The organism is Paenibacillus sp. CAU 1782 (assembly GCF_054551715.1).
The window spans coordinates 191,981-204,791 of sequence record NZ_JBTOLL010000002.1 but is presented as its reverse complement, the minus strand read 5'-3'; the positions used below and the strand labels follow the sequence as shown (position 1 = coordinate 204,791).

General features: G+C 49.2%; 12 protein-coding genes. 8 read left to right on the top strand and 4 right to left on the bottom strand.

Annotated features, from left to right (window positions below):
* Positions 1-103 precede the first annotated feature (103 nt).
* Together ACX93W_RS09930 and ACX93W_RS09925 are read left to right on the top strand one after the other, a co-directional pair.
* Positions 104-382 (top strand): hypothetical protein, encoded by a 279-nt coding sequence (locus tag ACX93W_RS09930; protein WP_459392210.1) that lies wholly within the window; start codon positions 104-106, stop codon positions 380-382.
* Between the two features lie 41 nt (positions 383-423).
* Positions 424-954, top strand: coding sequence for an SMI1/KNR4 family protein (locus ACX93W_RS09925; protein ID WP_459392209.1), 531 nt, complete (start codon positions 424-426; stop codon positions 952-954).
* Between the two features lie 128 nt (positions 955-1,082).
* On the opposite strand, the gene ACX93W_RS09920 is transcribed toward ACX93W_RS09925, so the two are convergent.
* Genes ACX93W_RS09920 through ACX93W_RS09910 form a run of 3 tightly spaced genes read right to left on the bottom strand, consistent with a single transcriptional unit; the run spans position 1,083 to position 4,169 of the window.
* On the bottom strand, positions 1,083-2,162 hold the full coding sequence (locus ACX93W_RS09920) for a Gfo/Idh/MocA family protein (protein WP_459392208.1): 1,080 nt from the start codon (positions 2,160-2,162) through the stop codon (positions 1,083-1,085).
* Between the two features lie 33 nt (positions 2,163-2,195).
* Positions 2,196-3,128 carry an AraC family transcriptional regulator gene (locus ACX93W_RS09915; RefSeq protein WP_459392207.1) on the bottom strand — a complete coding sequence of 311 codons (933 nt, stop codon included), beginning with the start codon at positions 3,126-3,128 and terminating at the stop codon, positions 2,196-2,198.
* Between the two features lie 42 nt (positions 3,129-3,170).
* Positions 3,171-4,169, bottom strand: coding sequence for a Gfo/Idh/MocA family protein (locus ACX93W_RS09910; protein ID WP_459392206.1), 999 nt, complete (start codon positions 4,167-4,169; stop codon positions 3,171-3,173).
* 292 nt (positions 4,170-4,461) lie between these two features.
* Between ACX93W_RS09910 and ACX93W_RS09905 the strand changes: the two genes are divergently transcribed.
* Both ACX93W_RS09905 and uxaC read left to right on the top strand, forming a co-directional pair.
* Positions 4,462-4,905, top strand: coding sequence for an SMI1/KNR4 family protein (locus ACX93W_RS09905; RefSeq protein WP_459392205.1), 444 nt, complete (start codon positions 4,462-4,464; stop codon positions 4,903-4,905).
* A 338-nt stretch (positions 4,906-5,243) separates the two neighbouring features.
* Entirely contained in the window at positions 5,244-6,650 is a 1,407-nt protein-coding gene (uxaC, locus tag ACX93W_RS09900) for a glucuronate isomerase (protein ID WP_459392204.1), read from the top strand.
* Positions 6,651-6,911: 261 nt separating this feature from the next.
* On the opposite strand, the gene ACX93W_RS09895 is transcribed toward uxaC, so the two are convergent.
* On the bottom strand, positions 6,912-8,315 hold the full coding sequence (locus ACX93W_RS09895; protein ID WP_459392203.1) for an aspartate aminotransferase family protein: 1,404 nt from the start codon (positions 8,313-8,315) through the stop codon (positions 6,912-6,914).
* Positions 8,316-8,566: 251 nt separating this feature from the next.
* On the opposite strand from ACX93W_RS09895, the gene ACX93W_RS09890 reads away from it, so the two are divergent.
* The 4 genes from ACX93W_RS09890 (at position 8,567) to ACX93W_RS09875 (ending at position 12,810) form a co-directional block, all read left to right on the top strand.
* Positions 8,567-9,451 (top strand): helix-turn-helix transcriptional regulator, encoded by an 885-nt coding sequence (locus ACX93W_RS09890; RefSeq protein ID WP_459392202.1) that lies wholly within the window; start codon positions 8,567-8,569, stop codon positions 9,449-9,451.
* A 20-nt stretch (positions 9,452-9,471) separates the two neighbouring features.
* Positions 9,472-10,479, top strand: a complete 1,008-nt coding sequence (locus ACX93W_RS09885; RefSeq protein ID WP_459392201.1) for a zinc-dependent alcohol dehydrogenase — start codon at positions 9,472-9,474, stop codon at positions 10,477-10,479.
* Between the two features lie 669 nt (positions 10,480-11,148).
* The gene (kduI, locus tag ACX93W_RS09880) at positions 11,149-11,979 is read left to right on the top strand and encodes a 5-dehydro-4-deoxy-D-glucuronate isomerase (protein ID WP_459392200.1); all 831 of its coding nucleotides are present in this window, start codon (positions 11,149-11,151) and stop codon (positions 11,977-11,979) included.
* A gap of 36 nt (positions 11,980-12,015) precedes the next feature.
* Positions 12,016-12,810 (top strand): DeoR/GlpR family DNA-binding transcription regulator, encoded by a 795-nt coding sequence (locus ACX93W_RS09875; protein ID WP_459392199.1) that lies wholly within the window; start codon positions 12,016-12,018, stop codon positions 12,808-12,810.
* Position 12,811: the final 1 nt, after the last annotated feature.

Here is a 12,811-nt window from a genome sequence, read left to right as displayed (position 1 = left end):
ATAGCGCTTCCCTTTTTTGATGAAAATTCAGGAAACTCAACGTTTGGAGAGGTATTTTTAATGAGCTCAGATGAGTTGCTTCCCGAAAATGAAGTAGTTCTATGTGGATGATAGGGGAGTTGACTTTCAAAGTGTCGATTATAATGGAAACTCCGGTTCTGAAGGGAGAGAATTGCCAATCAGAGTGAGATTCAGAAAAACCTTTAATGAAAAACAGTTAAACTACCAAGTCGAAGCTGTTTTTCCAAAGGAGATTTCACCGAAAGGGACGGGATTTTCCGGTTTTTGGACAAAGGGAACAATCAGTCTGGAAAGTCTTGTTATTAAGAAATCTTCTTTGGTCATGCAATATAACGTTTGGCACTGGCGCGGATGGAAATAAGTGGATTATTCGTTGGGGAAAAGTTTTGGAGGCGTTGACTTGTGCAAACTAACTTGAAATGGTCAAATACAGTGAGTTTGGACGAAGCTATTGTTGGAAGGCTGGAGCGAAAATGGAATATTCGTTTTCCTCAAGCGTACAGACATATCTTACTTTATTATGACGGTTCTATTCCTTATGTTATGAATGAAAAAGGTGAGTGGGACGCCGGAGTTGTAGAGATTCCCGGGAAATTGAAATGGATGTTTCAGTTCTTGTCATTAGTTGAAATAGAGCTACATGGAGAAAAGATTTCAATGATTGAAATTGCTTATCGTACATTGAGCGAGGCATTGCCCCCAAAAGTGTTTCCATTTGCAAGCAATGGATCAGGAGATAAATTTTTGCTTGATTATCGTAATAATGAATACGCCCCAAGTGTCGTTTTTCAAAATCATGAGGATGTCATTTTGGAGTCGGAGATTACGGAAGAGGAATTGGAAGAGAAGCCGCTTGAAGAGTGGCAGAACGAGACTTTATTGTATGTAAGCGATTCGTTTGAAGGCTTTCTTGGCATGATTACAAGGAGATAAATAAACGTAGCAGACTTCTACTTAAAAAGGCCGTCCCATGTCTAAAATGACAAAGGGACGGCCTTATTTTTACCGACTAGCTTTTTTTGAAAATTCCCTAAACTAACAGAATTCCTTAAGCTAAAAGCTTACAAATAAACCGCTTTGCCGGTTTTGGAGGATTCGTAGATGGCCTCCAAAATTTGAGAAACAACATAAGCTTGCTCAGGAGTAACGACAGGGTCTTTGTCCTCTTCGATCGCTTTGATCCACATTTTCATTTCCAGATCAGCCGCATTTTCGGCTTTGCCTTCGTAGAATGCAACACCGCCGGAGTTCAGCTCGATTTCTTTGGTGAAAAGACGGCTGTTTTGCTCGCCGTTAATACGCAAGCCGCCTTTCATGTCGGCTCCGCCTTCTGTGCCGGACAGCGTACATTTGGCTTCATCGACTTCAAGCGTGTTCAGCGCCCAGCTGGATTCCAGAACGATCGTAGCACCGTTTTCCATAACGATCATGCCGAATGCGGAATCTTCAACCGTAAACTTAGCAGGGTCCCACGGTCCCCAAGCATTTGCTGCATTTTCACGCTGCGAAAGCTTGTGATAGGATGTGCCAAGAACGACCTTCGGCTTGTAGTTGTTCATCATCCAAAGCGTCAAATCAAGCGCATGCGTACCGATATCGATCAGCGGGCCGCCGCCTTGTTTTTCTTCGTCCAGGAATACGCCCCAAGTTGGAACGGCACGGCGACGAATCGCATGTGCTTTAGCGTAGTAGATATCGCCCAGCTCGCCACCGTCAACGATAGCCTTCAGTGTTTGGCTGTCGCCGCGGAAGCGGTTGTTGTATCCGACAGTCAGCTTTTTGCCAGTCCGTTTGGAGGCTTCCAGCATTCTGAGGGCGTCCGCCGCCGTTTTGGCCATTGGTTTTTCGCTCATTACGTGTTTACCGGCTTCCATTGCAGCGATGGAAATATCGGCATGGGAGTCGTTAGGCGTACAGACGTGTACGATTTCGATGGTTTCGTCTTTAAGCAGCTCTGTGTAGTCGGTGTACACCTTTGCTCCTTCCACCCCGTAATTGGCGGCAGCTTCGATAGCGCGGTGCTCAACAATATCACAGAATGCAACTAATTCAACATTTGGAACGTTTTTCAGACTTGGCAGATGTTTACCGTTGGCGATACCGCCGCAACCTACGATGGCGAGTTTAAATGTTTTGGACATGTTCAAAAACCTCCTGTAAGATTCATTTATGGTTTAAGAAAAATGGGTGATTCGGTAGCTGGACGGCGTCATGCCGTAACGCTTGCGAAATACGGCATGCAGATAGCTGCCGCTGGAAAATCCGGTTTCCCTGGCGATTTGCTCTACGGACATCTCTTCATCCGCAAGCTTGCTGCACACGGCGGCAAGACGGATATCCTCCAGTATGCGGCTGAATGAATGCCCGCCATGCAGTTCCTTGAACAGTCGCTGCAGCTGACGGCCGCTTAATCTCAACTTTTCCGCAACATCGTCCAGCGATATGGCCCCGCCGTAATTGGACTGCATAAATTCCAGCGCAAGCCGGTAACGGTAGGTTTTCATATCTTTTGTAGGCAAATCGTTAATTTCCGACGCGGCGTCATAGGCGCGAGCCGTGCGAAGCAAAATTTGAATGACACTTTGTTTGATCGTGGTATAGCTGCCTCCATAGGGAGACGTAATGGCCTCGTAAGCAGCCAGGAAACACGGCATCGCCCCATGCAGGTCCTGCGCCGGAAACAGCGGAAGAGACTCCAGCTTGCTTACGCATTGGCGAGCTTCCTCCCATTCCCATTGATCCTCGGAAGCAGGGGCCGAAGCGGCTTCTTTTTTTTCCTTGACCGCAACGTGAAGGCAAAGCTCGTCCATGTATTCGTAAGCGTCCGCTTCCTGGTAATGCATAACTTCAGGGCCGGTCAAATAGAGCTGGCCTTGCTTGAGAGGAAATTCCTGCTCGCCCAAAATCACTTTTCCTTTGCCGCGCGGAATATAGTGAAATTCGAATTCCGCATGCTTATGAAACGGAACAATCCGCCCTGGCGGGAACTGGGTCAAATGAAACCGCAACACATGGATTTCATAAGGTCCCCAGCCGATACGCAGATCAAGCCGCTCCAGGGCATCGGGACGCTCTCGCATTTTGTCATAGGCAAAGGGAGCAGCCATCTTTCCATCCTCCTGAAAGTTAGCTCTGGTCATGCCAGATTTCTACTTTCTATCATAACCTTCCAAGTCGGCAATCGCAACGGAACGGCCTTCTTTGACGGAACGGCCAGCAGCTTCCATCAGCATCGTCAGGTCTGTCGCCAAAGCAACATTTTCGCCGGCTTCAGTGTCATTGACAATATGACCGACCCATTGGTCGAAGGCGCTTTCGCGATCTTCAGGTATTGCGACTTCCTCCCAAACCTCGCCTGTCGTGCGAAGAAGCAGTTTGCCGTCATGGGTGCTGTAAAGCAAGGTGCCCTTAGTACCATGCACCTCGATCACAAACGGGGATTGCGGATTAATGAAACCTGCCTCCACAATGCCGATGGCGCCGCCCGCGCCCGTCAGGGTAGCAACCGCGTTATCTTCGACTTCCTTGCCAGTCACAAAACCATAGGTTGCGGATACGGAACTTGGAAGCGCCCCCAAAAAGAGTCTGGTCAGATACATAGGATGACAGCCCAGGTCGATGAGCGCGCCGCCGCCGGTTTGCTCCAGATTGTAGAAATGCTCTGGCAGCCAGCCTGCCGTAGCCCCGTTATGGGAAAGACGGGCTCGTACCAATGTCACTTGGCCGAGAGTTTCCGCTTCGAGCAATTTCCGAATTGCCAACGTGTAGCCGTGATCAAGGCGAGGAAGCGAAACCGTAAGCTTGACGCCTGCCTTTTGGACCTCGTCCAGAATATGATTGACTTCGCGCAATGTCGGCGCGATTACCTTTTCAGTGAAAATATGTTTGCCAGCTTTGGCCGCTGCCACGATGACTTCTTCATGCCGGTTGGTCGGCGCGTCTACGATGACGGCGTCGATGTCGCTGCGCGACAGCATTTCATCCAGCGATTCGTGGAAGTCTGCGCCAAGCTTTTGTGCGGCTTCCTTGCCGCGCTCTGCAATTTCGTCCCAAACTGCTACAATTTCTGTACCGGGATGACCTTGTGCTTGCTTGGTATAGTCCCATGCGTGTACATGCCAATAGCTGATCTTGCCGATTTTAATCATGAATCAGCCTCCTTGATCTTTTGTGCTTTGGATGCTCAAATCTTTAAATTTGTGACATCACAGTAAATCTACCATATTTTCATCCCCATTATAAGTGCGAATAAACGACGGTTGGTGTATAAGATTACGACATTTAGATAAAATCTAAAAAAAGCAGGTGTGACTGTTGATATGGTGAATCTAGTCATTTGAAGCTATGATGGTTAGTGATGGACAATAGACTGAAACAGACTATATTGAAATTATCTGTCGTAGAAGTGTTAGTATTTACAGTTTGGAGGATTATACAATAATGAAATTACTGGACCAAATTAGCGACCAATTTTGTATTGAAGTTAGCCAAGAGCCGTCTAGCAAGAGCGAAATTGAGCTGCTTATCGTTTTTTCGAGCATCATGGTGCCAAAAGAGTATCTGAATATCATTACACAAGCCACAGAAATAGAAATCAATGTCGCTAAGAAAATCTATGTCCGTATTTGGGGTGCTAAAGGATGTACGGAAATGAATGAAGCTTACCAAATCCAACACTACATTCCGAACTCTCTTGCAATCGGTGATGATGAAGGAGGAAGAGTATTTATATATCTCGATGGTTCAAATGGATTCGGACTTTACTTAATAGGGTTAGGAAATCTTGATGTAGAAGATGCCATATTTATTGCTCCTGCATTAGCGGATTTTCTGATTAATAATACAGGGGTAGAACATATTGTGAATGAGGACTTCAAGGGGTGACTTTGACAACGATGAGCCATATTTTGATCAAGGATTTGGATGAAGGCTAAAAAGGCAGTTTTTCTAACATTGGACATTCCTTCCGAAGGACAGTTACATCAGCTCCCATAAGCAGATTCCAAGAGATTCTGAGCTGCTCAAGGTTTCGACGCGACATGGCTTTACCCAAATCCATATCGAGGATGACGATTATTTTTACTTCTGTGCGGAATTAAAAAAATGATATTTTTTGTTCTTCGCATATAATCTTGCGCTTATCGCTAAGATCGATTGCGGACCATCCTATGTTACGCTACACTTGGGTCAGATTCTTTTATTAGGAAAGGTGGAAACAAGTCATGAAACCATTTTTGGACGATCATTTTTTGCTAAACAGTGAAACCGCTATCAAGCTTTATCATGAATATGCAAAAAACATGCCTATTATTGACTACCACTGTCATCTTAGCCCAAAAGAAATCTATGAAAACGCCGCGTTTTCCAATCTGACGGAGGCTTGGCTATACGGCGATCATTACAAGTGGAGAGCGCTGAGGACAAACGGAGTGAAGGAGGAGCTCATTACCGGCGGCGAAGGCGTAACCGACTACGATCGTTTTGCGGCCTGGGCGGCAACGGTTCCCCATACGGTCGGCAATCCGCTGTATCACTGGTCGCATCTGGAGCTGCGCCGTTTTTTTGGCGTAGAGGAAATCATTAACGAGGCCAATGCTCCTTTTATATGGGAAAAGGTAAATGCCAAGCTTGCAACGGGGCAGTTCCGCGCCCGTGATCTTATCAGTATGTCGGATGTTGAAGTGATCTGCACGACGGATGACCCGGCAGATTCTCTGGAATACCATCTCAAAATCAAAGAGCTGAAGGACTTTAAGACGGCTGTTCTGCCATCCTTCCGTCCTGATAAAGCGCTCGAAATCAATCGTCCGACATTCCGGGATTGGGTGGGCAGTCTTGGTGCGGCTTCGGGCATTCAGATCACGGACTACAAAGACCTGCTGGACGCTCTTTCATCTCGTATTCAGTTTTTCCATGAAGTTGGCTGCCGCGTCTCCGACCATGCGTTGGATTATGTGCCGTATGCCCAAACAACCAAGGAAGAGGCTGGCGCTATTTTTGCCAAAGCGCTGAAGGGAGAAGCCGTGTCCCTGGAGGACGAGAAAAAGTATAAAACCTATACGTTCCTCAGCATGGGGCGGCAATACGCCCAGCATGGCTGGATCATGCAGCTTCACATCAATGCCGCACGAAACAATAACAGCCGCATGTTCCGCCAGCTTGGACCGGATACCGGCTTCGACTCCATCAATGACAGCCCGCTCGCCTATCCGCTTGCGCGGCTTCTGGATGAGCTTGACGGAGAGGACCAGCTCCCGAAAACCATTCTTTATTCCTTAAATGCCGGAGACAATGACGTGCTTGGAGCGCTTATCGGCTGTTATCAGGGTGGCGGCGTTCCCGGAAAAATGCAGCTGGGTTCGGCGTGGTGGTTTAATGATACAAAACTTGGCATGCTGGATCAGTTAAATGCCTTGGCGAATTTGGGGCTGCTCAGCCGGTTTGTCGGCATGCTCACGGATTCGCGCAGCTTCCTTTCCTATACCCGGCATGAATATTTCCGTCGCATCCTTTGCAACCTCTTGGGCGAATGGGCCGAAAACGGGGAAGTGCCGAATGATGTGGAGCTGTTAGGCGGCATGGTGCAGGATATTTCGTATCGCAATGCCAAAGCTTATTTTGGATTTTAACGGAGGGCAACGGTGTTATGCCTGATTTGCAGCCTTTTTTGATCTTGTCCTCTATCGCGGCGGAGAGTTGTAACTGCCGGAAGAAAGTTTATCCTCCTTTTATCTGGATAGGGCTTACACCGAATTATGCTGCATGAGGCAGATCGGCTACCGGTTGCAGGAGTGCGAAACGATGATTGGCGATCCAGCAGCTATTGCCGGAGCTGGTTCAAACGGCAAAACCGCTCCGACTGGTGCTGGACCGCAGGCCGTTTCTGTAGGTCAGGAGACGCCGGCTCCTTGCGGGGCGACACTACTGATATCGACTGTTTTCTGATGAGCGTCTTGGACTGAGTCTGTGTTCTGATGAGTGCCTATGACTGAGTCTGTTATCTGTAAAGTCTCGCTGACTGTTACGGTTTCTTGAGGAAAGTTGTTAGTTTCTTGGATTGCAGCAGCGGCTGTTTCGGCTGTTGAGTCGGAATAGCCTCCCATAACGGAATCCAATAAATTCAGCATATCATCGATATGCTGCTGCGTCACAATAAGCGGGGGCACAAGCCGAATGGTGGATGCCCCTACCGCGTTAATCAGCAGTCCGGCTTCAAGACAATCGGCAACCAACTGCTGCGCCGTGCCTTCGGGCACATCAAAACCGATTAGCAATCCACGGCCGCGAACGTTGCGGATAGGCAGCTTAGCGGCTAACGTCTCCAGCCCCTTTTTGATAGACTCCCCCTGCACGGCCGCGTTATCGGCCAATTCCCGATCCAGAATTTCCTTAACGACGGACAGCCCCGCAGCCATTGAGATTGGAGCGCCGGTATAGGTGCCGCCTTGATCCCCCGGCTGGAACAAATCATATTTTTCTTTGGTCAGCATGGCTGACAATGGAAAACCGCCGCCGATGCCTTTGGCCAGCGTTATAATATCCGGCTGAATGCCATAGTGTTCAAAAGCAAACAATTTACCCGTGCGCCCCATACCGGTCTGGACTTCGTCCACGATCAGCAGGATGCCGTACATATCGCATATTTTGCGAAGGCCGAACAAATAGGATTCCTGAACGGCGTGAACGCCGCCTTCCCCCTGGATCAGCTCCAGCATAATCGCGCAGGTGTTGTTGGATACGGCAGCAAAGCAAGCATCCAAATCATTAAGCGGCACATGCTTGAACCCATCGACTTTAGGCGCAAAAAGCTCTTGCCACTGCGGTTTGCCCGTGGCGGACATCGTAGCCAGCGTACGGCCGTGAAAGCCGCCGGAAACCGTAATGATTTCATAAGCGCCATTCAGATTGACAGCCCCGTGTTTCCGCGCAAGCTTGATGGCACTTTCATTCGCCTCAGCGCCGCTGCTGCCAAAAAAAGCTTTGTCCATGCCGCTGATTTCGCACAGCAGCTTGGCGAATTGAATCATCGGTTTGTTCAGAAAACCGGGACTAGCGTGAACCAAAGTAGACGATTGCTCTGCAAGCGCCCGGCTTAACGCCGCCGGCGAATGTCCCAGACTGGCCACGGCCCATCCCCCGATAAAATCCAGATAGGTTTTGCCATCCGTATCCTTCATATACATGCCTTCGCCGCTCTCCATAACGACAGAAGGGCGATTAGCTGTAAAAAGAAGACTTTTGTCCGCTTCGTTCAGCAAGTTTTTTGTGTCCCCATTGCTATGTTGCATCATCATAAACCCCTCCGGTTTTTCTTCGATACGAATAAATATACAACATAGTGTATAAAAATACAATTCCCATCGACCTATTTTTCAAGAATCGTTGTTTTTGTTAAAAGGTCTGCTTTTTGATCAAAGACAATGGCGCGGCAATATCATAAGATCAAGATGCGGCATGCCAATTGGAGCAGGGATTGCCTCCATGTCCGGCGGGGGGCATAATGAAATGGAACAGTATGAAAGAGCCCGCCGGGAGGTTATGGGAAATGGATGCCGAACGTTTGTATGCGCTATCTCCATTCGTCCGTTTTGTGAAAAAGGTAAAAAGCCAAAGCTTGACCGGTGAATGGCTGGATTACGATTATGTGTTTACGTACATTGAGCAAGGAGAGGCGCTTTTTATTATTGATGGCGTATCGCATCCGCTTAAGGAAGGCGATGCCGTGCTCATTCACCCATTAGTGCCGCATATTATCCGCTCGACGAGCATTGCTCCGCTCATCCAGTTTATATTTCATTTTGATTGCCAATTTACGCCGGAGCGGGGCCAGTGGACGGAAATCGGGTGGCAGCACCGGAGAATTCATGAAATACCGCAGGGCGAAAAGCTGTTGGAGTCGGTTTATCCCGTTGCCCGCATTCGCACCACGGATGCCATTGAGCTGAAAAAAACCTTTTTGGCCATGCTCAAGGAATTTGAAGGGAAACGCCCGGCACATCAGCTGCTCCTAAAAGCGGGGGCGCTGGAGCTTCTGGCTTTGTTTCTTCGCAACCAGGCTATTCAACCTGAAGAGCGAGGGGCGGTATCCAGCGGTTGGCCAATCATCGAAAAATGCGTCAATATTATGCAGGAGCAATTTTCAGACTATAGGCTGGGCAATATTGAGATCAGCAGAGGAGCAGGCGTATCCGCAAGCCATATGTCCTATTTGTTCCAGAAGGAGCTGGGCATATCCGTGCACGGTTATTTGACGCATGTCCGCATCGAGCATGCCAAGCGGCTTATTCTGGAGACCGGAAGCAGCCTGACGACGATTGCCGAAAAGTCCGGTTTTTCCAGCATTCATCATTTTAGCCGTATCTTCAAAACGACGACCGGAATGACGGCAACGGCGTTTAAAGCCGTGGGTGCCGGAACTCCGCAACGCTAACCCAAAAGGAGAAGATGGCGATGAACAACGACAAAATCGTATTTACCGCGTCTTGGCAAGTAGAATTAAAGCAGGAGCAGCTTGATCCGGCCAGTCTTCAGCCGGGTTTTGCGCTTGTTCGAAAGCGCTTTACTTTGATCAGTCCGGGTACGGAGCTGGCTTGCCTGTCTGGAGGAGAAGCCTGGTTCGGCATGCCGGGAACCCCGGGTTACGCCGCTGTAAGCGAGGTGGTGGAGATCGGCCCGAATGATAACGACATTAAACCGGGCGACTTTGTCTTCCATTACGGTCAGCACAGCCGCTACGAAATCGTGCCGGTTTCCGGCGTGTTTCTGAAGATTCCGCCGGAGCTGGATTTGCGCATGGCTCCTTTTTGCCGGATGGTTACGGTTGCTATGACAGCGATTCGGGTTTCCGCTATCGAGCTGGGGGATAGGGTTGCGGTGACAGGTATGGGGTTGATCGGCAATATGGCGGCCCAGTTGTCCGGTCTGCAGGGCGCCAGGGTCATCGGTGTTGATCTGTCGGAACGCAGGCTTGCGCTGGCTAAAGAATGCGGCGTGGAATATACTCTGCATGCCGGAAGCGGGGATTTGACGGGCTCCATCAAAAAGCTGAGCGGAGGCGTCGGCGTTTCGACGTTTATCGAAGCGACCGGCGTGCCGCAGGCTGCTGTAAACGGCCTGCCCTGGATCGCGCCTTTTGGGGAACTTATTTTTCTGGGCAGCCCACGCGGAGAATTCCAGACCAACGTCACGGATGTGTTCAATTATAGCCATCTGGTTGGTCGTGGCTGCATCACGTTCAAGGGCGCGCATGAATGGAGGTATCCGCTCACGCCTAATGCTTTTGTCAAACACTCTCTTGTCCGCAATACCGAAATTGCATTTGATCTGATCGCCAGCGGCAAGCTTCAGATCGAGCCGCTGATCAGCCATACATTAAAGCCGGAGACGGCCGCGTTGGCATATGACGGCTTGAGACATCGAAAGGACGAATTTAACGGAGTATTGTTCGACTGGGCGTAGGTAAGGTTCCTATGAAGCATGAACAATTGCCCGTATCTGTCTTGAATGAGATTCGTACGAGGCATGAATAATGCCTGTATCTGTCTTGAATGAGATTCGTAAGAGGCATGAATAATGCTTGCGTCTGATTTGGATGAGCTTGACATGAGGCATGAACAATGCCCGTATCATAGTTGGTAAGTTTAGTATAAAAAAACATTGCGAAAATGCTTGCAGGATGCATTCTCTCAATGTTTTTTTGCATTCGTAGATACCCTGCGGGTTGACCAATTTTTAATGGACGAAAATGGCCGTTAGAGCACGTTTTAACGATCGAAGCAACTTCTAACGGTCAAATCTGTCCATTACAGCTTAAATGAAGCGAAAATAGATCATTTCGCGCTTCTGATGGCCATAGATGACCGTTACAAATCGGAATTGACATAAAAACGGCGCTAATGGACAGATTTGACCGTAAGGTGGATCTTGGAGTGGTCAAGGTGTTTAAAATCCTCTTTTTATGTTCGAAAATGTGTGTTATCATGTAAACGAACACAAAAGACACATGGCGGATGTTTGAGAACAAATGGTTAGAAGCGTCTGTCCGAAAAGTCCGGTTATTCATAACGGGACGTTTTGAACAACCTCTATTAACATCCGGCGCAAATTTCAAAGGAGGCTATCAAGCCAATGGAAATTCGTCACACAACCAACCCGACTGATGTCAAGCAATATGATACGGAGCGTCTGCGCAAGGAGTTTCTCATGGAAAACCTGTACGAGAAAGACGAACTGAATCTCGTTTATTCCCATTATGACCGCATGGTCGTAGGCGGCGCATGGCCGGTTAGCAAGGAACTGCTGCTGGATGCCGGCGACGGACTTCGTACGGAATATTTTCTGGAGCGCAGAGAGATCGGTTTCTTGAATATCGGCGGCCCTGCATCCATTACGGTTGACGGCGAGGCGTACGAGCTGGACAAGCTTGACGTGCTGTACGTCGGCAAAGGCAAACGCGAGGTGAAGCTGGCAAGCAAAGATTCCTCCAACCCTGCCAAGCTGTATTTCTGTTCCGCGCTGGCTCACAAGGAGCTGCCAACCCGCAAAATGACGAGAGAAGAAGCTAATCCGCTTAATCTGGGCGCACAAGAAACGTCCAACGAACGCGTGTTGTACAAATACATTCATGCTGACGGCATTCAAAGCTGCCAGCTTATGCTTGGCGTAACCAGCCTTCAGACGGGAAGCGTCTGGAATACGATGCCTTCCCATGTGCATGATCGCCGAATGGAAGCTTATCTGTATTTTGATATGGCCGAAGAAACAAGAGTGTTCCATATGATGGGCGAGCCGTCGCAAACCCGGCATTTGGTCGTGGCGAACGAGCAAGCGATCCTGTCGCCCCCATGGTCGATCCACTCCGGCGTTGGCACAAGCAACTATACGTTCTGCTGGTCGATGGCAGGCGAGAATTATACCTTTACGGATATGGACGTTGTACAGGCAAGCGAACTGAAGTAGAATGGCTCCATAGAGGAAAAGTGGAGGAGGAGCTTCATGCTTGCGGCAGAACGCCATCGGAAAATTATAGAGCGGCTTGAGGAAAAAGCCGCAGTCAGGGTATCGGAGCTTAGCGAACAGTTTATGGTCACGGAAAAAACAGTTCGCGAGGATTTGGAAAAGCTGGAGGAGAAGGGACTGCTGAAGCGTACGCACGGCGGAGCCGTATTGGCGCAGGACGGAGAAAACAGTCTCCTGCCGCTTCAATATCCCAACGTCAGGCATCAGCGGGAAAAAGCGGCGATTGCGGCAATGGCGCTGACTTGCATCGAACCCGGCGATATCATCGTTCTGGATGCGGGCAGTTCGACGCTTGAGCTTGCGCGCCAGCTACCCAATATGCCGGTTACCGTTATAACCAGCGATTTGCTTATTATCCGCGAGCTGACCGCCAAGGAGGAAGTCCGTCTGGTTGTTCCGGGCGGCTACCGACACCGCAATATGCTGATCGGGCCCGAACCGCAGGAGTGGATCAGCAGATTGAATATTCACAAGCTGTTCTTGTCGGCGACGGGCGTGCATCTGGAGTATGGCCTGACGATTTTTACGGAGGAGCTCAGCAAGCAGAAGCGGCTTTACCTGGATAACGCCAAGGTAACGTATTGCTTGGCGGACCATAGCAAGTTCGACAAAGGCGCCTTGATTACTTTTGCGGGCCTGAACGAAATTGACGCCATCATCACGGATGAAGGCATTCACCCTGAAGTCGCTGCGCGTTATGAAGCAGGCGGTCTAACATTGATGAAAGCGGAGCTGCCAGGGAGCGGCAAGCGCGGTAAAGGAAAGGTGTAGA

Bases quoted from the DNA above. Each gene is read 5' to 3' on its own strand.
- ACX93W_RS09920 (WP_459392208.1), bottom strand. From the start codon at position 2,162: ATGTCCAAAACATTTAAACTCGCCATCGTAGGTTGCGGCGGTATCGCC.
- ACX93W_RS09915 (WP_459392207.1), bottom strand. From the start codon at position 3,128: ATGGCTGCTCCCTTTGCCTATGACAAAATGCGAGAGCGTCCCGATGCC.
- ACX93W_RS09910 (WP_459392206.1), bottom strand. From the start codon at position 4,169: ATGATTAAAATCGGCAAGATCAGCTATTGGCATGTACACGCATGGGAC.
- ACX93W_RS09905 (WP_459392205.1), top strand. From the start codon at position 4,462: ATGAAATTACTGGACCAAATTAGCGACCAATTTTGTATTGAAGTTAGC.
- uxaC (WP_459392204.1), top strand. From the start codon at position 5,244: ATGAAACCATTTTTGGACGATCATTTTTTGCTAAACAGTGAAACCGCT.
- ACX93W_RS09895 (WP_459392203.1), bottom strand. From the start codon at position 8,315: ATGATGATGCAACATAGCAATGGGGACACAAAAAACTTGCTGAACGAA.
- ACX93W_RS09890 (WP_459392202.1), top strand. From the start codon at position 8,567: ATGGATGCCGAACGTTTGTATGCGCTATCTCCATTCGTCCGTTTTGTG.
- ACX93W_RS09885 (WP_459392201.1), top strand. From the start codon at position 9,472: ATGAACAACGACAAAATCGTATTTACCGCGTCTTGGCAAGTAGAATTA.
- kduI (WP_459392200.1), top strand. From the start codon at position 11,149: ATGGAAATTCGTCACACAACCAACCCGACTGATGTCAAGCAATATGAT.
- ACX93W_RS09875 (WP_459392199.1), top strand. From the start codon at position 12,016: ATGCTTGCGGCAGAACGCCATCGGAAAATTATAGAGCGGCTTGAGGAA.